Here is a 23,154-nt window from a genome sequence, read left to right as displayed (position 1 = left end):
CGTCATTCCCGTGTCGGTTGAACAGTGCCGGCCGCAGCGGGCCGGTACTTGAAACTGCCGGTGGCGCTGGCAACCAGCTCGCCGGCTTCGTCGAAGATTTCCGCCGCGCAGAAACACAGCGTGCGGGTGCGCCGCAGTACCCGGCCGACGGCGTTGATCTCGCCGCTGGTGCTGCCCATGAAATGGGTGGCCATGTCGATGGTGACCATCGAGCAGCCCGGCATCTGCGCGCGGATCGCCCCGGCCATGGCGGCGTCGAGCACACTCATCAGCACGCCGCCGTGGAAGCTGCCGATGTAGTTCATCAGCTCCGGGCGATGGCCCAGTCGCACCCGCACCACGTCGCCGTCGACCCAGCGCTCCAGGCCGAGGAATTCCTGGAAGGTGAAGCGGTCGCTGGGGAACATCTCCAGTCCACTGGCCGGCTGGGTAGCAGCCGGGGTGGCAGTCAGATCGGTCATCGAACGCTTTCCTCCGTGACGGGTTGGCCCAGCGGGCGAGCAGCGCCCTGCACCGCCGTGCGCGTCGGAGCCGCGGCGGGTTGCGGGCTGCGCGCCTCGCGGTTCGGGTCATACAGGCGGTTGGGGATCATCAGTGCGGGGATCAGGCCGGTGATGACGTAGGTGATGCCCATCACCAGGAAGCCCGCGCCGATGGACACGTGCGAGGCCAGCAGGCCGATGGCCGCCGGGGCCACTGCCGCGCCGATGCGGCCGAGGTTGTAGGAGGTGCCCACGGCAGCGCCGCGCACCTGGGTGGAGAAGCTCTCGGTCATGTAGGTGGCCAGCACGCCCACCGGCACGCCGTAGATGAAGCCGAACAGCGCGAGGATCCAGACGATGTTGTCCGGCGTGTGCCAGAACACGATCACCGGCATGAAGATCGCAGTGCCGATGGCGCCGGCGGCGAAGGTGGCGCGACGGCCGAAGCGGTCCGAGGCGATGCCGGCGAGCACCTTGCCGAGGATCATCGCGGTGTAGGTGCCGACCATGTAGCCGGTCATGGACTTGAAGTTCATGCCCAGCTCGCTTTCCAGGTACGAGGGCATCCAGTTGTTGGTGCCGTAGTAGCCGAACAGCAGGAAGCACGAAGTGATGCTCCAGAGCAGGAACATGCGCCGCGTCGACGGATCGACCAGCAGCTGGCGCATGCCGCCGCTGGGCGCGCTCTGCTGACGACTGCCGGCCTGCTGTACCCGTTGCGCGCGGGCTGCGAGCCAGGACGGCGACTCCGGCACCCAGGGCCGCAGCGCCAGGCAGATCAGCGCCGCACCGATGGCGGTGAAGAACAGCGCGCGCCAGCCGTAGTCCGGGATGATCTGCCCGGCGAGGATGGTCGCCACCAGGTAGCCCACGGTCCAGCCGGCCTGCATGGTCGCCAGGATGGTGGTGCGGTACTTGGCGGTGACGAACTCGGACATCAGGATGTTGCAGGCCACGAACAGCGAACCCAGGCCCAGCGAGGAGACGAAGCGGATCAGCGCGAAGGCCCAGAAGTTGTGCGCCATCCCCAGCAGCGCGGTGCCCACGGAGAACACCAGGATGGTCCAGGTGACCACGCGCACCCGGCCGAAGCGGTCGCACGCCCAGCCACCGTAGATGCCGCCGATGGCCATGCCGGCCAGGGTGATGCTGCCCAGCGAGCCGGCCTCGAAGTTGCTCAGGCCGAACTCGGCCTTGAGGCTGTTGAGGCTGTAGGCGAGGAACATCAGGTCGGCGCCGTCGGCGAGCAGACCCAGGAAGCAGAAGAGGAAGGCGATCACCAGGGTCCGCCGCGGTATCGCGGTGCCCTGGGCCAAGCTGTCGGGTGCGTTCATTGTTGTTGTTCTCGCAGGTTGGTTGAGGTCTTCGTCGCGCTAGGCCCGCCCGGCTGGTTCTCCAATGTCCGGGGTCAGGCTCACGCGGCCGTTGTCCAGCACCACCACGTCGCGCTCGACGACGCGGGTGCGGAAGGAGCCGTCATTCCAGATTTCCGTACGCAGGGTTTCGCCGGGGAACACCGGTGCGGAAAAGCGCACCTGCAGGTGAGCGAAGCGCTCCGCGCGGTAGTCGGCGAAGCCGCGCAGCAGCGCGTGGAAGGCCACGCCAAGGGTGCACAGGCCATGCAGGATCGGCCGCGGGAAACCACCGCGAGCAGCCGCCGCCGGGCTGGCATGGATCGGGTTGTCGTCGCCGTTCAAGCGGTAGTGCAGTGCCTGTTCCGGGCGCGTCGGCAGGTCGATGACCAGGTCCGGCACCTGCTCAGGCAGGCGGTGCGGCTGGCTCAGCGACTGGCTGTCGCCGCCGAAGCCGCCATCACCACGCAGGAAGGTGGTGCCGCGGGCAATCGCCAGCACTTCGCCGCTCTGCGCGTCGCTGACGACCTTCTCGCTGTAGAGCAGCGCGCCCTTGCCGGCGCCCTTGTCGACCAGGCCGGTGACGCGGGTGCGGCCGATCACTTCGCCTTCCACCGGCAGCGGTTTCAGCCACTCGATGCTCTGCTCGCCGTGGACCAGACGCAGGGCATCGACGCCGGTGTCCGGGTTACCCAGCCAGAAGCCGGGATGGCCGAGTACCACGGCCATGCAGGGCAGCGCCTGGAGCTCGCGATTGGCATCGACGAAGGTCAGCTGGTGCTCGTCCATCGGGTCCGCACCGAGACCCACCGACAGCGCGTAGAAGGCGCTGTCATGGCGGCTGAAACGCTGCCGCACTTCCGGAATCGGGTAGTTCAGCAGGTGCTCAGGATTCAGCGCCATGGGTCACCTCCTCCACTTCCAGCACCGCGTCGGCGGCCCAGGCGCCCTGCCCCTCGGGCATGGCGAAGACCGGGTTGAGGTCCACCGAACGCAGGCGCGGGCCGGCCTCGGCAGCGAACTGCGAGAGCTGCGCGAGCACCCGCGACAGCGCCTTGATGTCCGTCACCGGACGGCCACGGGCGCCCAGCAGCAGCGGTGCGCCCTTGATGCTGCGGATCATCTGCTCGGCCTCGTCGACGCCGAACGGGCAGCGGCGGAACACCACGTCCTTGAGCACTTCGACGAAGATGCCGCCGAGACCGAACACCGCCACCGGGCCGAACTGCGGGTCGCGCTGGATGCCCATGAAGCACTCGACGCCGCCCTGCAGTTGACGGGCCACCAGCACGCCGTCGAGACGGGCATTCGGCGCATGTTCAGCTGCTCGCTGGAGCAGCAGGTCGTAGCCCTCGCGTACTGCCTGAGCGCTGCTGACGTTGAGCAGCACGCCGCCGATTTCCGACTTGTGCAGGATGTCTGCCGAGGCGATTTTCAGCACCACCGGGAAGCCGATCTGCTCGGCGAACGCGGCGGCTTCCACAGCGTTTTTCAGCACGCGCTCGGGCGCGGATTCGATGCCGGCGCGCGCCAGCAGTTGCTTGGCTTCGGCCTCACCGGGCGTGCTGGTCGGCAGCTCGACGCCGCCGGGTACGGGAATCTTGCGCAACGGTCGGGCGAAGGCTTCGCCCAGCTGCCCCATGGCCTGGATCGCGCGAACCGCGCGGGTCGGGTCCTCGAACAGGGCGAAGCCGGCCTTCTGGTACGGCGCCAGCTCCTCCCCCTCACCCATCACCGAGACCACGAACAGGCGGTCCGGGTGATCGGCCTTGATCCGCGCGAACTGCTCGGCCAGGCGCGGGCCGATGGAGGCAGCGGTGCCGGCCTGGGTGAAGAAGGCGATCAGCGAGCGGTAGCCGCCGTCCACCACCATGGATTCGGTGAAGTCGTGCACCAGGCTCAGGTCGTTCAGCGCCTGGGCGGTGCAATCCACCGGATTCAACGGCGAGGCGTAGTGCAGGCGCTGCTTCAGGCGCGCCTGGGCCGCTTCGGGCATCGGCGGCATGGCCAGGCCGACGTCCTCGGCAGCGTCGCTGACGATGATGCCGGCACCGCCGCTGACGGTGATCATCCCCAGGCTGTTGTTCACCGGGTAGATGCGCTGGGTGGCGAGGTAGGCGATGTCCACCAGTTCCTCGGTGGTGCGCGCACGCACCACCGCATAGTCGGCCAGCACTGCGTCGAGCACCTTGTCGTCACCGGCCAGGGAGGCGGTGTGCGACATGGCGGCGCGGCCGCCCAGTTCGCTGCGTCCGACCTTGTGCAGGATCACCGGCTTGCCCGCGCGGTGGGCCGCTTCGAGGGCGGCGAGGAAGCTGTCGACGTTGCGGATGGATTCGGCGTAGGCCATCACCACGTCGATCTCCGGCGACTCCACCAGCCAGCCGATGGCGTCGCCCAGGGTGACGTCGGCCTCGTTGCCGGTGGCGACGCAGATCGGCGTGCCCAGCCCGCGCTGCCGCGACAGGCCGAGCAGGTGTGCGCCGTAGGCGCCGGACTGGGTGGCGATGCCGACCCGCCCGGCCAGCGGAATGCCGCGTTCCAGGCTGGTGGAGAAGAAGGCGTAGTAGCCCAGGTTGGCGTTAAACACGCCCAGTGCGTTCGGCCCCAGCAGGCGCATGTTGGCCACACGGGCGGCTTCGACGATGGCGTCCTGCATGGCCACGCCCTCCTCGCCGACTTCACTGAAACCGGAGGAGAACACGATGGCGCTGCGCGCGCCCTTGCGACCCAGCGCCTGGACGGTCTCCAGCACCTGCGGCGCCGGCACCGCGATGATCGCCACGTCCGGCGCCTCGGGCAGCGCGTCGACGCTGGCGTAGGCCGGCAGGCCCTGGATTTCGGTACGGTTGGGGTTCACCGGCAGGATGCGTCCGGAAAAGCCGTTGCGCAGCATGTAGGCAATGGGGCGGCCGCCGATGCGGTGCGGGTCGCTGGAGGCACCGACCACGGCCACCGAGCGCGGCTGCACCAGGGGGGTGAGGCTGGAGAAACCGGTGTGTTGCAAGTGACTCACTGACATGACGTTCCACCTGAACAGATTGCGGGTGCCGGGAGCTTGTCTGCCGGCGCGAGGGCGAGCGCGTCCACGGCGTGCTGCGCGAAGCAGCCACCGGGAGCGTTGTGCCCGAATGTCAAAGCACCGCTTGGGTGCCGAGCAGCGCGGTGACCTGGCTGGACAAGGTCCCGCCGTTGCCGTGCAGCAGTGCCACGTCGGCCTTCTTCAACTGGCGCTCACCGGCCTGGCGGCGCAACTGGGTGACCGCCTCGATGATCAGGAACATGCCGTACATGCCCGGATGCACACAGGACAGCCCGCCGCCGTTGGTGTTCACCGCCAGCTTGCCGCCGGGGGCGATACGCCCGCCCTGGACGAAGCGACCGCCCTCGCCCTTCGGGCAGAAGCCGAGGTCTTCGAGGAACAGGATCGTATTGATGGTGAAGGCGTCGTAGACCATCACCAGGTCGATGTCCGAGTGCTTCACCCCGGCCATCTGCATGGCCCGCGGGCCACTCTCGGAGGCAGCGGTGACGGTGAGGTCGGGCATCGACACGATGGAGCGATGCCACTGCGCACCGGCGGCGCCGAGGAAGTAGATCGGCGCCCTGGGCAGGTCGCGCGCACGGTCGGCGCGGACCATCACGCAGGCGCCGCCGCCATCGGTGACCAGGCAGCAGTCGGCCTTGCTCAGCGGGTCGCTGATCATCCGCGCGGCGAGCACTTCGTCGATGCTCAGCGGGCCACGGGCGAAGGCTTCCGGGTTGAGGTTGGCCCAGCCCCGAGCGGCAACGGCCACTTCGGCCAGGTGCTCACGGGTGGTGCCGTACTGGTGCATGTGGCGGCTGGCAGCGAGGCCGTAGGCGGTGATCGGATGGCGCGGCTGGTAGGGCGTCTCGTGCCACTGCGGCTCGCTCATCGATACCAGCTTGCCGCCGGCGGTGCGCTGGTTGGAGCCGTAGCAGATCAGTGCCGCGTCGCACAGGCCGGCCTCCAGGGCCAGGGTCGCCTGCAACAGATGCAGTTCGAAGCTGGAGCCGCCGACGTTGGTGCCATCGACGAACTTCGGCTTGATGCCCAGGTACTCGCAGACCGAGAGGGTCGGGAAGGCGTGGGAGCTGGTGGCCGAGAACACCGCGTCGATGTCCGAGAGTTTCAGCCCGGCATCGGCGATGGCCTTCAGCGAGGCCTGGCCGAGCAGTTCCATGGCGCTGTAGCCGTGGGCTTCGCCGATACCGGCGCTGCCGATGCCGACGATGGCGGTCTTGCCGCGTAGAACCTGGCTCATGCCTGCACCTCCGCCAGCGGCTCGAAGACCACGGCGGGGCCGCTGTCCTGCTGGGCGATGCGCGCCTTGACGCGGGTGCCGATGGGCAGGCTGAGATGACCTTCGATGCGCGACATCATGCGCACACCTTCGTCGAGGTCGATCAGGGCGATGTTGTAGTCACCGCTGCGGGCGCGGTTGACGGTCAGGGCATAAAGGGTGCCCAGGCCACTGGCGGGGACCCATTCCAGGTCCGTCTCGCCGCTGCCCGGCACCTGGGTGCGCGGGTAGAACACGTGCTGGCCGGTGGAGGCGCTGCGCTGCAACATGAAGCGACCCTGGGCGAGGAAGGCAAGGTACTGCGCCTCTGGCCCTGGCATGTTGCGGTCGGGGAAATCCACCATCGAGGTTTCTCCTTTGTTCTTGTTCTGCCTTTGTTGCAAAGTGCGTTACCGCCCATGCCAAGCCAGCTTGAAAGAAGCCGTTGCAGGCGTCGCAGGGTCAGAATACATTCACAATACTGAATGTCAATCAGAATACAGAATATGACCACTGAAAAGACCGTCGAAGAAGCCAGCAGCAAACGCACCGGCAGCGCCAAGGATGTCGGCGCCGTGGTGAACGCCATCCAGATCCTCCGCCACCTGGCCAACGCCGAAGGCCCCGAGGGCGCGACCGCCATCGCCCGCGCTACCGGTATCAGCCCGAGCACCACCTTCAATATCCTGCGCACGCTGAGCAACGAGCAGCTGACCTCGTTCGACAACGAGACCAAGACCTACCGCCTGGGCCTGGGCCTGTCGGAGCTGGCGGTGAGCTTCATCGGCCGCAGCTACGCCGACCTGATCCAGCCGGAACTGGAGCGACTGAGCACCAGCCACCAGATACTGATCACCCTGTGGCAGGTGACCGATGACGCACACATCCGCGTGATCGCCGTGTCCGCGCCCACCGTGGCCCACGTCAACGTCGCCATCGGCTCGCGCCTGCCGGAGCTGGTAGGCGCCGCCGGCCGCTGCATCGCCGGCCTGCGCAATCTTCCGGACGACGAACTGCGCCGCCGCCTGACCCGCGTACGCTGGGAAAGTCCGCCGAGCTTCGAGGAATACCACCGCGACGCCGCCGGCGCCCTGGAGCACGGCTGGGCCATCGACCAGGACCATCTCTATCGCGGCGTCAGCATGGTCGCCAGCGCCATCACCGACCACGAACGGCAGCCGCGCTTCATCATTTCCGGCATCGGCATCAGCGCCCAGCACGAGCGCGAGAAGCTGGAGCAGATCGGCGCCAGCCTGCATGAAACCGCGCGATTCATCAGTCGCTCGCTGTTCCCGCAGAAGCCGGTCGAATCGCCGGAATAAGACGAACAACATTCAGCATAGGAAAAGGCATTCACAAATTAATGCCAATTCCTGGGTGGCACCTCCCTATATAGGAAGGCGACGCGCGCAGCAGCGGAAGGAACAGGCTGTCAGCCGTCGCCCTGTCGCTCGGTTCCCGAAGCGACTGATGGCAGCGATATTCGCGGGCCGGTGCCCACAGCCGCGAATATCGCCGGTATCATGGCAGGTCTTGATGGAGTCCTGGCGGTGACCATCCCGCGGCGAACGATCGTTCCCGCCCCGCAGCCGAATCCCTGGTCGATTCAGCCCGCGCCCGCTGCCAGAGCCCGCCAAACCCTCTGCCCGGATGTTCGCCGGCCTCGCATGGCTCGCGGCAGCCGCAGGTAATCCCTTTGAATGAGGCAACCATGGAACAGAAAGACATCGATTGGGGCACGCTCGGATTCGATTACATCAAGACCGACTTCCGCTACATCTCCCACTGGCGCGATGGTCTGTGGGACGACGGCAAGCTGACCGAAGACAACACCCTGCACATCAGTGAAGGCTCCTCGGCCCTGCACTACGGCCAGCAGTGCTTCGAAGGTCTGAAGGCCTACCGCTGCAAGGACGGCTCGATCAACCTGTTCCGCCCGGACCAGAACGCCGCGCGCATGGCCCGCAGCTGCGCCCGCGTACTGATGCCGCAAGTTTCCGAGGCGCAGTTCATCGAGGCCTGCAAGCAGGTCGTGCGCGCCAACGAGCGCTTCATTCCGCCGTACGGCTCCGGCGGCGCGCTGTACCTGCGCCCGTTCGTGATCGGCGTGGGCGACAACATCGGCGTGCGCCCGGCTCCGGAATTCATCTTCTCGGTGTTCTGCATCCCCGTCGGCGCCTACTTCAAGGGCGGCATGAAGCCCCATGACTTCGTGATCTCCACCTACGACCGCGCCGCCCCCAACGGCACCGGCGCCGCCAAGGTCGGCGGCAACTACGCCGCCAGCCTGATGCCCGGCGCCCAGGCCAAGAAAGACGGCTTCGCCGACTGCATCTACCTCGACCCGGCCACCCACAGCCGCATCGAGGAAGTGGGCTCGGCGAACTTCTTCGCCATCACCCAGGACAACGAGTTCGTCACCCCGCGCTCCAGCTCCGTGCTGCCGGGCATCACCCGCCTGTCGCTGATGCAGCTGGCCGAACAGCGCCTGGGCCTGAAAGTGGTCGAAGGCGACGTGCACATCGACGACCTGGCGCGCTTCAAGGAAGCCGGCGCCTGCGGTACCGCCGCGGTGATCACCCCGATCGGCGGCATCCAGTACAAGGACAACCTGCACGTGTTCTTCAGCCGCGACGACGTCGGCCCGGTGACCCGCCGCCTCTACGAAGAGCTGACCGGCATCCAGAAGGGTGACGTGGAAGGCCCGGAGGGCTGGGTCGTCAAGGTCTGAGCCTGACAGCCCGCTAAAGAACGAACGCCGCGATGCCGCAAGGGATCGCGGCGTTTTTCTTTGGGGTTCGATAGAGGTGAGCCCGGCGCCAGAACGGTTCGCGAGCAAGCTCGCTCCTACAGGTCAGCCGCGACACGCTCTTCGTAGGAGCGAGCTTGCTCGCGAACCGAACCGAACCGCGCAGAAGCATCACGGACGAACTCCGCCGGCACGCACTACGCCCCCAGCGGGACGTGGCGATCAGGCCGAACTGGGCAGCGCCGGCTGGCACAGCAACCAGTCATGCAGCAGGGTCTGCAGTTCCTCGAACTTCACCGGCTTGGCCATGTAGTCGCTCATCCCGGCGGCCAGGCAGCGCTCGCGGTCGCCACTGTGACTGTGAGCGGTGATGGCCAGTACCGGCAGGTCCGCGCAACGCGGCAAAGTGCGGATCGCCCGGCAGGTGGCGAAGCCATCCATCACCGGCATCTGGCAGTCCAGCAGCACGGTGTCGACGGTCTCCCGGCGCAGCAGCTCGATGGCCTCGGCGCCGTTGTCGGCGGTGCGCACGCGGTAGCCGAGCTTGAGCAGCATGCCGCGGATCACCAACTGGTTGATGGCGTTGTCCTCCACCACCAGCACGGTGCACTGGTCCGGGCTGCGCATTGCCTGGCCACCGGCACGCCGAGGCGGCGGCGCGATGCCCTGGGCTGGCTGGCCGACCTGCAGGGTCAGCGTGAAGCGGCTGCCCTGCCCCGGCACCGATTCGTGAACCAGCTCGCCGCCCAGCAACGCCACCAGCTTGCGACACAGCGCCAGGCCGATGCCGAGACCGCCGTATTCGCGGGTCAGCGAACCGTCGAGCTGGAAGAAGCGCTGGTACAGCGCCCCGTCCGCCGGCGTGGAGAAACCGATGCCGCTGTCCTGCACTTCGATGCGCAGCGCCAGCCCTTCGGCATTCGGCGTGCCGTTGACGCGCAGGTTGACGCCACCCTGGTGGGTGAACTTGATGGCGTTGTCGATCAGGTAGTTCAGCGCCTGAGCCAGCTTGCCGGCGTCGCCTTCGAGGGTATCGGGCAGGCTTTCGTCCAGCTGCAGGACGAAGCGCAACCCGCGCTCCTCGGCGCGCGGCGCGTACTGCGCGCGCAGCCCGTCGCACAGGCCGCGCAGGCTGAACGGCTCGCGGCGCGGGTAGAGCTTGCCGGCCTGCAGCTCGATCAGCGCGAGGATGTCGTTGACCATGCGCATCATGTCGCGCGCCGAGCCGCTGGCGGTCTTGTGGTACTGGGCCAGTTCGACGTCCATGGGCACCGTCTGCATCAGCTCCAGCGAACCGATCACCCCGCTCATCGGTGTGCGCAGTTCGTGGGTGACGGTGGCAAGGAATTCGTCCTTCAGGCGGTTGCTGCTGGCCAGCTCCAGGTTCAGTTGCTCCAGCTTGCGGCTGGTTTCCTGGAGGATGCGCGTACGCTCTTCCTTCATGGCGTTGATGCGGTCGGCCAGCGCCAGCGACAGCAGGCCGACCTCCAGCGCCGAGCCGATCTGGCTGGCGTACATGGTCAGGAAGACGTTCGGCAGCAGGCCCAGCACCATCAGCGTGTTGATGATGCCGCCGAGCAGGAAGGCGCTCCAGGCGAAGATGAAGTAGCGCGCCACGCGCATGCCGCGCAGCCAGGCGAGGATGCCGGCAGTGAAGATCACCACGGTGAAGGCCAGCGCCAGGTAGGTAGCCAGACGCAGGGCGATGGCATAGCTGACGGTCAGCGCCAGCACCATCACCAGCGCGCCCACGCCCATCAGCACGCGCAGGATGCGGTCGATCCACAGGCTGTGTTCGCGGGTGTGCAGGAAACTGCGGGCGAACTGACAGCCGAACAGCCCCGCCGAGCCGATCAGGAACGGCGTGGAAGCATTTGCCCACCAGGGATTGTTCGGCCAGAAGTACTCGATGCCGGCGCCGTTCACCGAGATCTGGTAGAGGCCGAACGAGGCGATATAGAGGATGTAGTAGAGGTAGCTGGTATCGCGGACGCTGAGGAAGATGAACAGGTTGTAGATCAGCATCACCAGCAGCACGCCGTAGATGATGCCCAGCACGTAGATGCGCCCCGGCTGCTCTTCCAGGTAGGCCTTGGACGACCAGAGCGTCAGCGGCGCCTGGATCGAGCCCTGGCTTTCCAGGCGCAGGTAGACGCGCAACGGCTTGCCCGGCTCCAGCTTGAGGTCGAACAGGTAGTTGTTCTGGCGGATCGGCCGGCTGTCGAACGGCAGCGTGTCGCCGGTGCGCTGGGCGAGCTTGAAGCCGCCCTGGCCGTCGGGCAGGTAGAGGTCGAGCTTGTCCAGCGGCGGGTAGGCCAGCTCCAGCAGCCAGTTGGCCGGGTCGCGCGAAGGCTTCGGTTGATAGTCGAGGTCCAGGCGCAGCCAGAACACCGAGCGCGAATAGCCGGCATTCAGTACGTCGCGCTCATGACGGCGGAAGCTGGCAGCCAGCGCGGGCGAGCTGATCTCGGCGATGTCGGCGGTGCCGCGCACGTCCTCGAAGACATCCATCGCCCGCCCCAGGGGCAATTGCCCGACGTGCTCGTCGAAGCTGATGGCGCTCGCCACTGGCGAGAGAATGAGAAGGATCAGGAAGATCAGCCAGTGCCGCATGGTGCCCCGCAGTGCCGCCGACAGCCGCGCCGGAGATCCCCATCTCCCGCTTTGGCGCCCTGTGGTGGCGTTGTGTTGGAATCGGCGAACTCTAGCACAGGCCTTGTGCCCCGTGGCATTCGACCATCCGGGCAGGCCCTGGCCGGGCGGCGCCAATCGGACCGTTCGGTCAGCTCAGCGGCGCATTTTGGTGATAAGCTCCCGCGCCATGAAAACACCTGCCTCCCGACCCGTAGTGCTCTGCCTGTCCGGCCACGACCCCAGTGGCGGTGCCGGCCTGCAGGCCGATATCGAAGCCCTGATCGCCCAAGGCTGCCACGCGGCGCCCGCCGTCACCGCGCTGACCGTTCAGGATACCGTCAACGTTTCCGACTTCCGCGTGCTCGACCGCGAATGGGTGCTGGCCCAGGCCAACGCGGTGATCGCCGACCTGTCGGTGGCCGCGGTCAAGCTGGGCATGCTCGGCTCGGTGCAGATGGTCGACACGGTGGTCGAGATCATGCAATCCCTGCCGGGCATCCCGCTGGTCTGCGACCCGGTACTGCGCGCCGGCGGCGGCGGTTCGCTGGGCAAGGACGATGTCGGCTACGCCATGCGCGAACGCCTGCTGCCGATTGCCGCGGTGGCCACGCCTAACCTGCCCGAGGCGCGCATCCTCGCCGAACTGCCCGAAGGCACGGCGGACGAATGCGCCGACAAGCTGCTGCCTTATATACAGACCCTGCTGATCACCGGCGGCCACGGCGACGAATCCGAAGTGCACAATCGCCTGTACACCCGTGACGGCCAGCGCCACACCTTCACCTGCCAGCGCCTGCCCGGCAGCTACCACGGTTCGGGCTGCACCCTGGCGAGCACCCTCGCCGGCCGCCTGGCCCTGGGCGAGGAACTGGTAAGCGCGGTACGCAGCGCCCTGGACTACACCTGGCGCACCCTGCGCGACGCGGAAGCGCCCGGCCACGGCCAGTACGTGCCGCGCCGCCTGCCGCTGGACTTCTGCTCTTAATACGCAAGGCGCCCGCCGCAGCGGGCGCGTGAAATCGAGGTAGTGATGAAACTGCGCGGACTCTACGCCATCACCGACAGCCAGCTGCTCGACGGCGGCCGTCTGCTGCCCTACGTCGAAGCCGCCCTCAAGGGCGGAGCGAAACTGCTGCAGTACCGCGACAAGTCCGACGACGCCTCGCGCCGCCTGCGCGAAGCCGAGGCGCTGCGCGAGCTTTGCGCACGCCATGGCGCCACGCTGCTGATCAACGACGACGCCGAACTGGCCGCGCGCCTGGGCGTCAGCGTGCACCTGGGGCAGACCGACGGCTCGCTGGCCGCCGCCCGCGCCCTGCTCGGCCGCAACGCGGTCATCGGCGGCACCTGCCACGCCAGCCTCGATATGGCCGAAAAAGCCATCGCCGAGGGCGCCAGCTACGTCGCCTTCGGCCGCTTCTTCGCCTCCCAGACCAAACCCGGCGCCTCCGCCGCCAGCGTCGAACTGCTGGAACAGGCCAAGGCCCGCTTCAACGTGCCGCTGGTAGCCATCGGCGGTGTGACCCTGGATAACGCGCCCGAGCTGATCGCCCGCGGCGCCGACATGATCGCCGTGATCCACGCCCTGTTCGCCGCCGACTCTCCGGCCGAAGTCGAACAGCGTGCGCGCGCCTTCAGCCAACTCTTCGAAACCCGCTGAGCGCCACGCGCCCGGCCCTTCACAGCTTCGCGAGGTACACCATGTCCCGTTCCGAAACGCTTTTCGCCAATGCCCAGAAACACATCCCCGGTGGCGTGAACTCGCCGGTGCGCGCGTTCAAGAGCGTCGGAGGCACCCCGCTGTTCTTCAAGCACGCGGAAGGCGCCTACGTGGTGGACGAGGATGACAAGCGCTACGTCGACTACGTCGGCTCCTGGGGCCCGATGATCCTCGGCCACAGCCACCCGGATGTGCTCGACGCGGTGCGCAAGCAGCTCGACCACGGCCTGTCCTACGGCGCGCCGACCGCGCTGGAAGTGGAAATGGCCGACCTGGTCTGCTCCCTGGTGCCGTCCATGGACATGGTGCGCATGGTCAGCTCCGGCACCGAAGCCACCATGAGCGCCATCCGCCTGGCCCGTGGCTACACCGGCCGCGACAGCATCATCAAGTTCGAGGGCTGCTACCACGGTCACTCGGACAGCCTGCTGGTAAAAGCCGGCTCCGGCGCCCTGACCTTCGGCGTACCGAACTCCCCGGGCGTGCCGGCAGCCTTCGCCAAACACACCCTGACCCTGCCCTACAACGACATCGCCGCCGTCGAGAAGACCCTGGCCGAAGTCGGCAAGGACGTGGCCTGCATCATCGTCGAGCCGGTCGCCGGCAACATGAACTGCGTGCCGCCGGCGCCGGGCTTCCTCGAAGGCCTGCGCAGCCTGTGCGACAAGCACGGCGTGGTGCTGATCTTCGACGAAGTGATGACCGGCTTCCGCGTGGCCCTGGGCGGCGCCCAGGCGCACTACGGCATCATCCCGGACCTGTCGACCTTCGGCAAGATCATCGGCGGCGGCATGCCGGTGGGCGCCTTCGGTGGCAAGCGCGAGATCATGGAGCAGATCTCCCCGCTCGGCCCGGTCTACCAGGCCGGTACCCTGTCAGGTAACCCGCTGGCCATGGCCGCCGGCCTGACCACCCTGCGCCTGATCAGCCGCGCCGGCTTCCACGACGAGCTGACCACCTACACCACCCGCATGCTGCAGGGCCTGCAGGAGCGCGCCGACGCTGCCGGTATTCCGTTCGTGACCACCCAGGCGGGCGCCGCGATGTTCGGCCTGTACTTCACCGGCGCCGATGCCATCGTCACCTTCGATGACGTGATGACCAGCGATGCGGAACGCTTCAAGCGCTTCTTCCACCTGATGCTGGACGCTGGAGTCTACCTCGCGCCGAGCGCCTTCGAGGCCGGCTTCACCTCCATCGCCCACGGCGAAACCGAGCTGAAGCTGACTCTGGACGCCGCCGAGCGCGCCTTCGCCGCGCTGAAGTAACTGCGCCAGGCGGCACCCTCGCGAAGGCGCCCATCCGGGCGCCTTCCGCTCTGCGCTGGTACTTTCAGCGCTTTATTCGTACTTTACGCCGAGCATCCGCTGTCGCTGCCTTCTGACGAAAGAACAGAAAAGAAGGTAAAGACTTTGTAAGGAAGCGCCTGCTTATTTCATAATGTGAAGGCCGGCGCATTTCGCTGGCCGGGCCATGCCCGCCCTCGATTCTGGAGGCCGTTGTCCCCCATGTACCGTTCCGGTCGCGCCCTGCTGGGCTGCCTGCTGCTTGCGCTGCCCCTGTTCACTCAGGCGGGCGGCAACTCGCTGCTGATTCCAGCCACCGGACGCTGCACCCTGAACACCGTGCCCGAACAGTTGCAGCAGGCCCTCGCCAGTTGCCAGCAGGCCGCCAACAGCGGCGATGCGCAGGCCCAGTTCGAACTGGGGGAGTTCTTCTACACCGGTGAACGCGCGCCGCGCGACTTCCAGGCCGCCCTGCACTGGTACGAAAAGGCTTCGCTGCAAGGCCACGCTGACGCACAGCTGCGCCTGGGCACCATGTTCTTCCGTGGCGAAGGCGTGAAGGCCAACAACGTACAGGCCTACATCGTGCTGAAGATGGCCGCGGTCAACGGCGCCGAAGACGCCATGGACAGCGCCGACCTGGTCGCCGAGCAGATGAACAAGGACGAGCTGGACATCGCCACCAAGGTGCTCGGGCAGATCTTCCGCAACTACCTGATCGAACTGCAGACCGCCGGCAACTCGCCGTTCTCGCCGCTGCCCTGAGAGCGGCTACAGGCTACAGGCCAAGAGCTTGGGCGCCACGCAAGGCTCCAGCTCTTTCTTTTCGCCTGCAGCCTGCCGCCTGAAGCCTTCAGCTGTTCTTATCCGGCATCGGCATGGGGAACGGCATCACGTTGCCGCTGGGCTTGGCGTCGCTGATCTTCGCGGTGCCCAGGCGCTCCACTTCGTCGATGCGGATGATCGAATGCAGGGGCACGAAGCTGCGGATGACGCCGTCGAACTGCGCCTTGAGCTTCTCCTCGCTGGGGTCCACCACCACCTGGGTGCGCTCGCCGAAGACGAACTCCTCGATCTCCAGGAAGCCCCACAGATCGCTCTGGTAGATCTGCTTGGCGTACATCTCGTACACCTGGCCCTGGTTGAGGAAGACCACCTTGTAGATCGGGTTCTCGCGCTTGCTCATGAACGAAGGATGACAGCTTTGCAAAAAGGGCACGCAGCATAGCACAGAGAGCCGCGCTTCAAGCCCGCCGCTGGTAGACACCTGCCTCGGGGCTTATAATGCGCGGTCATTTTTTAACCAGAACAAGACAGGTTCCATGGCCAAGAAGCTTTTCATCCAGACCCACGGCTGCCAGATGAACGAGTACGACAGCTCGCGCATGGCCGACCTGCTGGGTGAGCACCAGGCCATGGAAATCACCGAGAAGGCCGAAGACGCCGACGTCATCCTGCTCAACACCTGTTCGATCCGCGAGAAGGCCCAGGAGAAGGTGTTCTCCGAGCTGGGCGCCTGGCGCACGCTGAAGCAGCAGAACCCGAACCTGGTGATCGGCGTCGGTGGCTGCGTGGCCAGCCAGGAAGGCGCGGCGATTCGCGAGCGCGCACCCTACGTCGACGTGGTGTTCGGCCCGCAAACCCTGCACCGCCTGCCGGAGATGATTGACGCCGCCCGCACCACGCGCAAACCGCAGGTGGACGTGTCCTTCCCGGAGATCGAGAAGTTCGACCGCCTGCCCGAGCCCCGCGTCGACGGCCCCACCGCCTTCGTCTCGGTGATGGAAGGTTGCAGCAAGTACTGCACCTTCTGCGTGGTGCCCTACACCCGCGGCGAGGAAGTCAGCCGGCCGTTCGATGATGTGCTCGCCGAGGTGATCCACCTGGCCGAGAACGGCGTGAAGGAAGTCACCCTGCTCGGCCAGAACGTCAACGGCTACCGCGGCCCGACCCATGACGGACGCATCGCCGACTTTGCCGAGCTGATCCGCGTGGTGGCCGAGGTCGATGGCATCGAGCGCATCCGCTACACCACCTCGCACCCGCTGGAATTCTCCGACTCGCTGATCGCCGCCCACGCCGAAGTGCCGCAGCTGGTGAAGTTCGTCCACCTGCCGGTGCAGGCCGGCTCCGACCGCATCCTGGCGGCGATGAAGCGCAACCACACGGCGCTGGAGTTCAAGTCGCGCATCCGCAAGCTGAAGGCCGCGGTGCCGGACATCTGCATCAGTTCGGACTTCATCATCGGCTTCCCCGGCGAGACCGAGAAGGACTTCGAGCAGACCCTGAAGCTGGTGGAGAATGTCGGCTTCGACTACTCCTTCTCCTTCATCTACAGCTCGCGCCCGGGCACACCGGCTGCCGACCTGGTGGACGACACCCCGGACGAAGTGAAGAAGCAGCGCCTGCTGACGCTCAACAGCCGCCTCAATCACCAGGGCTTCGAGATCAGCCGACGGATGGTCGGCACCATTCAGCGCATCCTCGTCACTGACTACGCCAAGCGCGACCCTGGCCAGCTGCAGGGCCGCACCGAGAACAACCGCGTGGTCAACTTCCGCTGCGACAACCCGCGCCTGATCGGCCAGTTCGTCGACGTGGAAATCTACGAAGCACTGCCCAACTCCCTGCGTGCCACCCTGGTGGAAGCGCTTCACTGACTGTGGAAACACGTCACTGACAACCGACCGTTGACGATCCCGATGGCGACTGAACTTTCGTACTCAGTCGCCTGGGGTTATTCTTCGACCAACTCCCTTTGCAGCACGGCGACTTAGACAACACCTTGAACGCCCCCCTGGATATCCATCGTTTCATGCTCGAGCCCTTCGAGGCCCGCAGCTTCGCCAACCTGTGCGGTCAGTTCGACGAACACCTGCACCAGATCGAGAAGCGCCTCGGCATCGAGATCCGCAACCGCGGCAACCAGTTCGAACTGGTCGGTGACGCCGAGCGCACCCAAGCGGCCGAAAACCTGCTCAAGCGCCTCTACCGCGAAGTGCAGAACGGCACCGAGCTGACCCCCGACATGGTCCACCTGTTCCTGCAGGAGTCCGGCCTGGAAGACCTCGCCGTCGAGCCCGTCGGCCCGCTGGTAACGCTCAAGACCCGCCAGGCGCACATCCGCCCGCGCGGCGCCAACCAGCAGCGCTACGTCAAGGCGATCCTCGACCACGACATCAACTTCGGCATCGGCCCGGCCGGCACCGGCAAGACCTACCTTGCCGTGGCCTGCGCCGTGGACGCCCTGGAGCGCGAGCAGATTCGCCGCATCCTGCTGGTGCGCCCGGCAGTCGAGGCCGGCGAGAAACTCGGCTTCCTGCCCGGCGACCTGTCGCAGAAGATCGACCCCTACCTGCGCCCACTGTACGACGCGCTGTACGAGATGCTCGGCTTCGAGACCGTGGCCAAGCTGATCGAACGCCAGGTGATCGAAGTCGCGCCGCTGGCCTACATGCGCGGCCGCACGCTGAGCAACAGCTTCATCATCCTCGACGAAAGCCAGAACACCACGATGGAACAGATGAAGATGTTCCTCACCCGGATCGGCTTCGGCTCCACCGCGGTGATCACCGGCGACGTCACCCAGGTCGACCTGCCCAAGGGCACGCGCTCGGGCCTCAAGCACGTGATGGAAGTGCTGCGCGACGTGCCCGGCATCAGCTTCACCCACTTCAAGTCCAAGGACGTCGTGCGCCACCCGCTGGTGCAGCGCATCGTCGACGCCTACGACAACTACGAGAACCGTCTGCACGGCAACGCCGAAGGCCAGGGCAACAAGCATGCTTGAACTGGACCTGCAGCTGGCCTCCGAAGCGCCTGGCCTGCCCAGCGAAGCGCAGTTTCGAAAATGGTGCGAACTGGCCCTGCGTCAGCGCCAGAATGATTCGGAACTGACCATCCGCCTGGTGGACGAACCTGAAGGGCGCGAACTGAACAAGACCTGGCGACACAAGGACTACGCCACCAACGTACTGTCCTTCCCCGCCGACGTTCCCGATGAACTGCTGGACATCCCGCTGCTCGGCGACCTGGTGATCTGCGCCCCCGTAGTCACCCGCGAAGCCGCCGAACAGGGCAAGTCCGCCGAGGCCCACTGGGCCCACCTGGTCATCCATGGCTGTCTCCATCTGCTCGGCTACGATCACATCGAAGATGCCGAAGCCGAGGAAATGGAAGGCTTGGAACGCGAATTGCTGGCTGAATTGGGTCACCCCGACCCGTACGCGGCCGACGAAGAATAAAAGCCAACGAGCAAGGAAAGATGAGCGAAGACCGATCGAGCAATGGGCACAAGTCGTGGTTGGACAAGATCACCCAGGCTTTTGCCCATGAGCCGAGAAACCGCCAGGAGCTGCTTGAACTCCTGCGCGAAGCCCATGACAACAAGCTGCTGGACAGCGAAGCGCTGGCCATAGTCGAAGGCGCGATCCAGGTAGCGGACCTCCAGGTTCGCGACATCATGATCCCGCGTTCGCAGATGATCTCCATCAAGTCGACGCAGAAGCCCGTCGACTTCCTCCCCGCCATCATCGAAGCGGCGCACTCGCGCTATCCGGTGATCGGCGAGAGCCTGGACGACATCATGGGCGTGCTGCTGGCCAAGGACCTGCTGCCGCTGGTCCTTCACGACCAGAATCACGCCTTCAACATCAAGGACCTGCTGCGCCCGGCCACCTTCGTGCCCGAGTCCAAGCGCCTGAACGTGCTGCTGCGCGAGTTCCGCGCCAACCGTAACCACATGGCCATCGTCATCGACGAGTACGGCGGCGTCGCCGGGCTGGTGACCATCGAGGACGTGCTGGAGCAGATCGTCGGCGACATCGAGGACGAACACGACGTCGAGGAAGACAGCTACATCAAGCCGCTGCCCAGCGGTGACTTCATCGTCAAGGCGCTGACCCCGGTGGAGGCCTTCAACGACTTCTTCGGCGCGGACTTCTCCGACGAGGAATTCGATACCGTCGGCGGCGTGGTGATGAGCGCCTTCGGCCACCTGCCCAAGCGCAACGAGACCACCGAACTGGGCGGCTTCCGCTTCCGCGTGCTCAACGCGGACAGCCGCCGGCTGCACCTGCTGCGCCTGACCCCGCTGCAGGACTGAGCCACCGCGCACCCTGTAGGAGCGGGCCATGCCCGCGATCGCGGACCCAGTCCGCTCCTACCAGATAGTCCTGCGTTGGGATCTGCCCTCTCCCCCGCCCTGGCTGCGCGCCCCGCTCCGAAGGGAGAGGGAGCCGCCAGGCATGGCCGGGAGGCACGGAGTTCCGCTTGATGCCGTTCAGTCCCCTCTCCCTTCAGGGAGAGGGTTAGGGAGAGGGAAAACCCCGGCAGAGACTTTCAGAAGAAGTCAGTTGCTCCTACAGGCTTGCGTGTATCCCTCCGGATAATTCCCACACCCAAACCCTCCCTGCCCTGCAACATCCCGCCGCAGTCAGCTCATGGCTTTTGGCTTGCATCCCCATAGCCTACCGTTCATCTCTCCATTACTCTTGCGCATCGCTTAACCGCCACAAGGATTCCCGATGCGCTGGATCACCCGCCCCGGCCTGCCAGGCCATTTGCTCGCCCTGGCCGCCGGCGCGCTCACGCCGCTGACCCTGGCCCCGTACGGCTACTGGCCGCTGGCGGTGCTGTCGCTGGCCCTGTTCTACCTCGGCCTGCGCGGCACGACCCCGCGCTCGGCGCTGTGGCGTGGTTGGTGGTACGGCTTTGGCGCCTTCATCGCCGGCACCAGCTGGATCTACTTCAGCATCCACGACTTCGGCGGCGCCTCCGGGCCGCTCGCCGCCTTCCTGGTGATCGGCTTCAGCGCTGGCGTGGCGTTCTTCTTCGGCCTGCCGGCCTGGGTCTGGGCGAAGTTCTTCCGCCGCAACAACGCTCCGGTCAGTGACGCCCTGGCGTTCGCCGCCCTGTGGGTGGTGCTGGAGCTGTTCCGCAGCTGGTTCCTCACCGGCTTCCCCTGGCTCTACGCCGGCTACAGCCAACTGGACGGCCCGCTCGCCGGCCTCGCCCCGCTGGGCGGCGTGTGGCTAGTGTCGTTCGGCATCGCCCTCTCCGCCGCGCTGATCATCAACCTCCCGGCGCTGAGCCGCCGCCCCGGCCGCCTGGTCGCCGGCCTGCTCCTGCTGATCGCGCCCTGGGCCGTCGGCCTGTTCTACAAGGGCCACGCCTGGACCACCCCGGCCGGCACGCCGCTCAAGGTCGCTGCCATCCAGGGCAACATCGCCCAGGAAATGAAGTGGGACCCCAAGGCCATCACCCACCAGCTGGAGCTGTACCGCGACCTGACCGCCGAGCAGAACGGCTTCGACCTGATCGTCTGGCCGGAAACCGCCGTGCCCGTGCTCAAGGACCAGGCCACCGGCTACCTGGAAATGATCAACGGCGTCGCCACTGCCAAGAAGGCCGCGTTGATCACCGGCGTGCCGGTGCGCGAGAAGACTACCGACGGCGTGCGCTACTACAACGGCATCACCGTGGTCGGCGAAGGCAGCGGCAACTACCTCAAGCAGAAGCTGGTGCCCTTCGGCGAGTACGTCCCGCTGCAGGATGTGCTGCGCGGGCTGATCGCCTTCTTCGACCTGCCGATGTCCGACTTTGCCCGCGGCCCGGCCGACCAGCCGCTGCTCAAGGCCAAGGGCTACAGCGTGGCGCCGTTCATCTGCTACGAAGTGGTCTACCCGGAGTTCGCCGCTGAACTGGCGGCGCAGAGCCAACTGTTGCTGACCATCAGCAACGACACCTGGTTCGGCAAGTCCATCGGCCCGCTGCAGCACCTGCAGATGGCGCAGATGCGCGCCCTCGAAGCCGGCCGTTGGATGGTGCGCGGCACCAACAACGGCGTCACTGCGCTGATCGACCCGTTCGGCAAGCTGGCGGTGCAGATTCCGCAGTTCCAGCAGGGCGTTCTGCACGGCGAAGTCGTCCCGATGCAGGGCCTGACGCCCTACCTGAAGTGGCGCGTCTGGCCGCTGGCGATCCTCAGTGCGGTGCTGATGGTCTGGGCGCTGGTACGCCGCCGGACGCATCCGGAAGAGCGCCGGCTGTTCGGCTGACCCATGAAAAAGGGCCTCATCGTGAGGCCCTTTTTCGTTCGCGTGCCGAGAAACTCCCGTAGGAGCGGACTCCGTCCGCGATAGGCCCGCATCGCGCCGGATATCATCGCGGACGGAGTCCGCTCCTACAAAAGCCCACTAACGGTAGAACAACCGATACCCGACCAGCCCGATCGCCTCGTTGAGCAGCTGCCCGCTCTGCCAGATCGAGCGCCCGTCCGGCAGCCAGCCGCCCAGGGGCACGGCATCGTCCGTGCCGATATAGCCCGCCGGCGCCGGTACGACCTCGAAGCCGGCCTTCTCGAAACTCCAGACCGAGCGCGGCATGTGAATGGCGCTGGTGACCACTACCACCCGCCTGATTCCGGCCTCATGCAGCACCTGCGCGCTGAACTGCGCATTCTCCCAGGTCGTGCGGCTGCGGCCTTCTTCCCAGCGCGCCGGCACGCCGTAATCGTCCAGCAGGCTGCGGGCCATGATCCGCGCCTCCGAAGGCGGCGTGCCGTAATGCAGGCCGCCGGACATCAGCACCGGCAGGCCGCTGGCCTTGGCCAGCCGCGCGGCATAGCGGATGCGCTCGCGGGCCATCAGGCCAGGCTGGTCCTCGTCCCAGGCGCGATCACCGCGCACCCGCCCGGCGCCCAGCACCACGATGGCATCGGCACGCTGCGCCAGGGTCGCCCACTCGGCCTGCTTCAACGCCTCCTGCGGCTCCAGCTGGCGTGCGCCCCACTCCACGGTCACCGGCAGGCTCATCAGCAGCAGGCCGAGGAAACCGGAAAAGAAGCAGGCGATGGAAAAACGCGGATAACGCCGGCGCAGCACGAAGCCCAGCAGCAACAGCAGAAGCAGCAGTCCCGGCGGCATGAAAATCTGTTTGAGAATGAAGCGGATGGGCATTGGCGACTCCTTGTCGAGCGCCAAGCCTAACGGATGGAGGGGATGTCAGCGCGCCTTCGCGTTGCGGAACAGCTGGGATCCACAGGAATTGCAGGGCAGCACGCCCTGGGTGCGACTCCAGGCCACCGGCGCTCCGCAGAGCGCGCATTGCAGCTGCTGCGGTCGCGGCACCAGGCGCGGGCGGCTGGGCGGCACCGGATGACGGGCCGGGCGCGGCGCGCGGTTGGGCGCACGCTCCAGCAGGGCAAGCTCCTCCGCGGCGGCATGCCAGCCGCGCAGCCAGTTCACATCCTGGTCGAGATAAGCCCGGATCAGCTCCATCTCCGCACTGCTCAAACCGCGCAACTCCAGTTCCACGGGGCATTCGTCACGTAATCGCTCGGCGGTATCGGCCTCATCCAGGGCCAGCGCGAGCCGTTGCAGCAACCGTTCATACAGACCGGAACCCGAAGCACTTGCGCGATGCAGCTCAGCCATCAGTCACCTCAAGACAGGCGGAAACCTCCCGCCTTCAGGCAAAGCTTAGCGGTCCGCTCCAGCGCGGGCCGAGCGTGCGACAAACGGCGCGGGCTACCGGCTGGGGGTGGGGTCATGTATGCTACGAGGCTTTCTGTAGCCGCCCGGCCCGTGCTTTCTCAGGGGTCGGCGAAGCGGAGGGCCACTCGACCT

21 protein-coding genes are annotated in these 23,154 nt (G+C 66.5%); 11 read left to right on the top strand and 10 right to left on the bottom strand.

What is annotated here, in order from left to right; translation table 11 throughout:
• Positions 1-2: 2 nt before the first annotated feature.
• The 6 genes from QO207_RS06200 to QO207_RS06175 all read right to left on the bottom strand — a co-directional run bounded on the left by QO207_RS06200 (position 3) and on the right by QO207_RS06175 (position 6,503).
• Positions 3-407 (bottom strand): PaaI family thioesterase, encoded by a 405-nt coding sequence (locus QO207_RS06200; RefSeq protein ID WP_301531814.1) that lies wholly within the window; start codon positions 405-407, stop codon positions 3-5.
• 50 nt (positions 408-457) lie between these two features.
• Positions 458-1,816 carry an MFS transporter gene (locus QO207_RS06195; protein ID WP_301531632.1) on the bottom strand — a complete coding sequence of 453 codons (1,359 nt, stop codon included), beginning with the start codon at positions 1,814-1,816 and terminating at the stop codon, positions 458-460.
• Positions 1,817-1,855: 39 nt separating this feature from the next.
• Positions 1,856-2,737 (bottom strand): MaoC/PaaZ C-terminal domain-containing protein, encoded by an 882-nt coding sequence (locus QO207_RS06190; protein WP_301531631.1) that lies wholly within the window; start codon positions 2,735-2,737, stop codon positions 1,856-1,858.
• Positions 2,721-4,856, bottom strand: coding sequence for an acetate--CoA ligase family protein (locus QO207_RS06185; protein WP_301531630.1), 2,136 nt, complete (start codon positions 4,854-4,856; stop codon positions 2,721-2,723). The genes QO207_RS06190 and QO207_RS06185 overlap by 17 nt, the downstream gene beginning before the upstream one ends.
• Positions 4,857-4,968: 112 nt before the next feature.
• Complete coding sequence (locus QO207_RS06180; RefSeq protein ID WP_301531629.1) at positions 4,969-6,120, bottom strand: thiolase; 1,152 nt, start codon at positions 6,118-6,120, stop codon at positions 4,969-4,971.
• Complete coding sequence (locus QO207_RS06175; RefSeq protein ID WP_301531628.1) at positions 6,117-6,503, bottom strand: Zn-ribbon domain-containing OB-fold protein; 387 nt, start codon at positions 6,501-6,503, stop codon at positions 6,117-6,119. The genes QO207_RS06180 and QO207_RS06175 overlap by 4 nt, the downstream gene beginning before the upstream one ends.
• 141 nt (positions 6,504-6,644) lie before the next feature.
• Here QO207_RS06175 and QO207_RS06170 point away from each other — a divergent pair, with 141 nt between their 5' ends.
• Positions 6,645-7,460, top strand: a complete 816-nt coding sequence (locus QO207_RS06170) for an IclR family transcriptional regulator (RefSeq protein WP_301531627.1) — start codon at positions 6,645-6,647, stop codon at positions 7,458-7,460.
• Positions 7,461-7,849: 389 nt separating this feature from the next.
• A complete protein-coding gene (locus QO207_RS06165; RefSeq protein WP_301531626.1) occupies positions 7,850-8,869 on the top strand; it encodes a branched-chain amino acid aminotransferase in 1,020 nt (339 codons plus the stop codon).
• Positions 8,870-9,109: 240 nt separating this feature from the next.
• On the opposite strand, the gene QO207_RS06160 is transcribed toward QO207_RS06165, so the two are convergent.
• The gene (locus QO207_RS06160; RefSeq protein ID WP_301531625.1) at positions 9,110-11,500 is read right to left on the bottom strand and encodes a hybrid sensor histidine kinase/response regulator; all 2,391 of its coding nucleotides are present in this window, start codon (positions 11,498-11,500) and stop codon (positions 9,110-9,112) included.
• 208 nt (positions 11,501-11,708) lie between these two features.
• Here QO207_RS06160 and QO207_RS06155 point away from each other — a divergent pair, with 208 nt between their 5' ends.
• From QO207_RS06155 to QO207_RS06140, 4 genes are all read left to right on the top strand, one after another.
• Positions 11,709-12,506: a hydroxymethylpyrimidine/phosphomethylpyrimidine kinase gene (locus QO207_RS06155; protein ID WP_301531624.1), complete on the top strand. Its 798-nt coding sequence runs from the start codon at positions 11,709-11,711 to the stop codon at positions 12,504-12,506.
• 45 nt (positions 12,507-12,551) lie between these two features.
• Entirely contained in the window at positions 12,552-13,181 is a 630-nt protein-coding gene (gene thiE, locus QO207_RS06150) for a thiamine phosphate synthase (RefSeq protein ID WP_301531623.1), read from the top strand.
• A gap of 41 nt (positions 13,182-13,222) precedes the next feature.
• Complete coding sequence (gene hemL, locus QO207_RS06145) at positions 13,223-14,509, top strand: glutamate-1-semialdehyde 2,1-aminomutase (RefSeq protein ID WP_301531622.1); 1,287 nt, start codon at positions 13,223-13,225, stop codon at positions 14,507-14,509.
• Positions 14,510-14,749: 240 nt separating this feature from the next.
• The gene (locus tag QO207_RS06140) at positions 14,750-15,292 is read left to right on the top strand and encodes a tetratricopeptide repeat protein (RefSeq protein WP_301531621.1); all 543 of its coding nucleotides are present in this window, start codon (positions 14,750-14,752) and stop codon (positions 15,290-15,292) included.
• Between the two features lie 88 nt (positions 15,293-15,380).
• Here QO207_RS06140 and QO207_RS06135 read toward each other — a convergent pair whose 3' ends face one another.
• Positions 15,381-15,713, bottom strand: coding sequence for a DUF1820 family protein (locus QO207_RS06135; protein WP_301531620.1), 333 nt, complete (start codon positions 15,711-15,713; stop codon positions 15,381-15,383).
• A 136-nt stretch (positions 15,714-15,849) separates the two neighbouring features.
• Between QO207_RS06135 and miaB the strand changes: the two genes are divergently transcribed.
• The 5 genes from miaB to lnt all read left to right on the top strand — a co-directional run bounded on the left by miaB (position 15,850) and on the right by lnt (position 21,585).
• Positions 15,850-17,187, top strand: coding sequence for a tRNA (N6-isopentenyl adenosine(37)-C2)-methylthiotransferase MiaB (gene miaB / locus QO207_RS06130; protein WP_301531619.1), 1,338 nt, complete (start codon positions 15,850-15,852; stop codon positions 17,185-17,187).
• A 125-nt stretch (positions 17,188-17,312) separates the two neighbouring features.
• Entirely contained in the window at positions 17,313-18,317 is a 1,005-nt protein-coding gene (locus tag QO207_RS06125) for a PhoH family protein (protein WP_301531618.1), read from the top strand.
• The gene (gene ybeY, locus QO207_RS06120) at positions 18,310-18,771 is read left to right on the top strand and encodes an rRNA maturation RNase YbeY (protein WP_301531617.1); all 462 of its coding nucleotides are present in this window, start codon (positions 18,310-18,312) and stop codon (positions 18,769-18,771) included. The genes QO207_RS06125 and ybeY overlap by 8 nt, the downstream gene beginning before the upstream one ends.
• Before the next feature lie 20 nt (positions 18,772-18,791).
• Positions 18,792-19,631: an HlyC/CorC family transporter gene (locus QO207_RS06115; RefSeq protein ID WP_301531616.1), complete on the top strand. Its 840-nt coding sequence runs from the start codon at positions 18,792-18,794 to the stop codon at positions 19,629-19,631.
• Positions 19,632-20,052: 421 nt separating this feature from the next.
• Positions 20,053-21,585, top strand: a complete 1,533-nt coding sequence (lnt, locus tag QO207_RS06110; RefSeq protein WP_301531615.1) for an apolipoprotein N-acyltransferase — start codon at positions 20,053-20,055, stop codon at positions 21,583-21,585.
• Positions 21,586-21,723: 138 nt separating this feature from the next.
• Here the strand turns inward: lnt and QO207_RS06105 are convergent, their stop codons facing one another.
• Both QO207_RS06105 and QO207_RS06100 read right to left on the bottom strand, forming a co-directional pair.
• Positions 21,724-22,485, bottom strand: a complete 762-nt coding sequence (locus QO207_RS06105) for a YdcF family protein (protein ID WP_301531614.1) — start codon at positions 22,483-22,485, stop codon at positions 21,724-21,726.
• A 45-nt stretch (positions 22,486-22,530) separates the two neighbouring features.
• Positions 22,531-22,962: a hypothetical protein gene (locus tag QO207_RS06100; protein ID WP_301531613.1), complete on the bottom strand. Its 432-nt coding sequence runs from the start codon at positions 22,960-22,962 to the stop codon at positions 22,531-22,533.
• Between the last annotated feature and the right edge of the window lie 192 nt (positions 22,963-23,154).

This window comes from Pseudomonas sp. CAN1 (assembly GCF_030462585.1).
In the GTDB taxonomy this organism is placed as follows: Bacteria; Pseudomonadota; Gammaproteobacteria; order Pseudomonadales; family Pseudomonadaceae; genus Pseudomonas.
Note: the sequence above shows the minus strand (reverse complement) of the source record. Positions and strands in the feature narration are given on the sequence as shown.

Coding starts and splice junctions, on each gene's coding strand:
- QO207_RS06200 (WP_301531814.1), bottom strand. CDS start 407: ATGTTCCCCAGCGACCGCTTCACCTTCCAGGAATTCCTCGGCCTGGAG.
- QO207_RS06195 (WP_301531632.1), bottom strand. CDS start 1,816: ATGAACGCACCCGACAGCTTGGCCCAGGGCACCGCGATACCGCGGCGG.
- QO207_RS06190 (WP_301531631.1), bottom strand. CDS start 2,737: ATGGCGCTGAATCCTGAGCACCTGCTGAACTACCCGATTCCGGAAGTG.
- QO207_RS06185 (WP_301531630.1), bottom strand. CDS start 4,856: ATGTCAGTGAGTCACTTGCAACACACCGGTTTCTCCAGCCTCACCCCC.
- QO207_RS06180 (WP_301531629.1), bottom strand. CDS start 6,120: ATGAGCCAGGTTCTACGCGGCAAGACCGCCATCGTCGGCATCGGCAGC.
- QO207_RS06175 (WP_301531628.1), bottom strand. CDS start 6,503: ATGGTGGATTTCCCCGACCGCAACATGCCAGGGCCAGAGGCGCAGTAC.
- QO207_RS06170 (WP_301531627.1), top strand. CDS start 6,645: ATGACCACTGAAAAGACCGTCGAAGAAGCCAGCAGCAAACGCACCGGC.
- QO207_RS06165 (WP_301531626.1), top strand. CDS start 7,850: ATGGAACAGAAAGACATCGATTGGGGCACGCTCGGATTCGATTACATC.
- QO207_RS06160 (WP_301531625.1), bottom strand. CDS start 11,500: ATGCGGCACTGGCTGATCTTCCTGATCCTTCTCATTCTCTCGCCAGTG.
- QO207_RS06155 (WP_301531624.1), top strand. CDS start 11,709: ATGAAAACACCTGCCTCCCGACCCGTAGTGCTCTGCCTGTCCGGCCAC.
- thiE (WP_301531623.1), top strand. CDS start 12,552: ATGAAACTGCGCGGACTCTACGCCATCACCGACAGCCAGCTGCTCGAC.
- hemL (WP_301531622.1), top strand. CDS start 13,223: ATGTCCCGTTCCGAAACGCTTTTCGCCAATGCCCAGAAACACATCCCC.
- QO207_RS06140 (WP_301531621.1), top strand. CDS start 14,750: ATGTACCGTTCCGGTCGCGCCCTGCTGGGCTGCCTGCTGCTTGCGCTG.
- QO207_RS06135 (WP_301531620.1), bottom strand. CDS start 15,713: ATGAGCAAGCGCGAGAACCCGATCTACAAGGTGGTCTTCCTCAACCAG.
- miaB (WP_301531619.1), top strand. CDS start 15,850: ATGGCCAAGAAGCTTTTCATCCAGACCCACGGCTGCCAGATGAACGAG.
- ybeY (WP_301531617.1), top strand. CDS start 18,310: ATGCTTGAACTGGACCTGCAGCTGGCCTCCGAAGCGCCTGGCCTGCCC.
- QO207_RS06115 (WP_301531616.1), top strand. CDS start 18,792: ATGAGCGAAGACCGATCGAGCAATGGGCACAAGTCGTGGTTGGACAAG.
- lnt (WP_301531615.1), top strand. CDS start 20,053: ATGCGCTGGATCACCCGCCCCGGCCTGCCAGGCCATTTGCTCGCCCTG.
- QO207_RS06105 (WP_301531614.1), bottom strand. CDS start 22,485: ATGCCCATCCGCTTCATTCTCAAACAGATTTTCATGCCGCCGGGACTG.
- QO207_RS06100 (WP_301531613.1), bottom strand. CDS start 22,962: ATGGCTGAGCTGCATCGCGCAAGTGCTTCGGGTTCCGGTCTGTATGAA.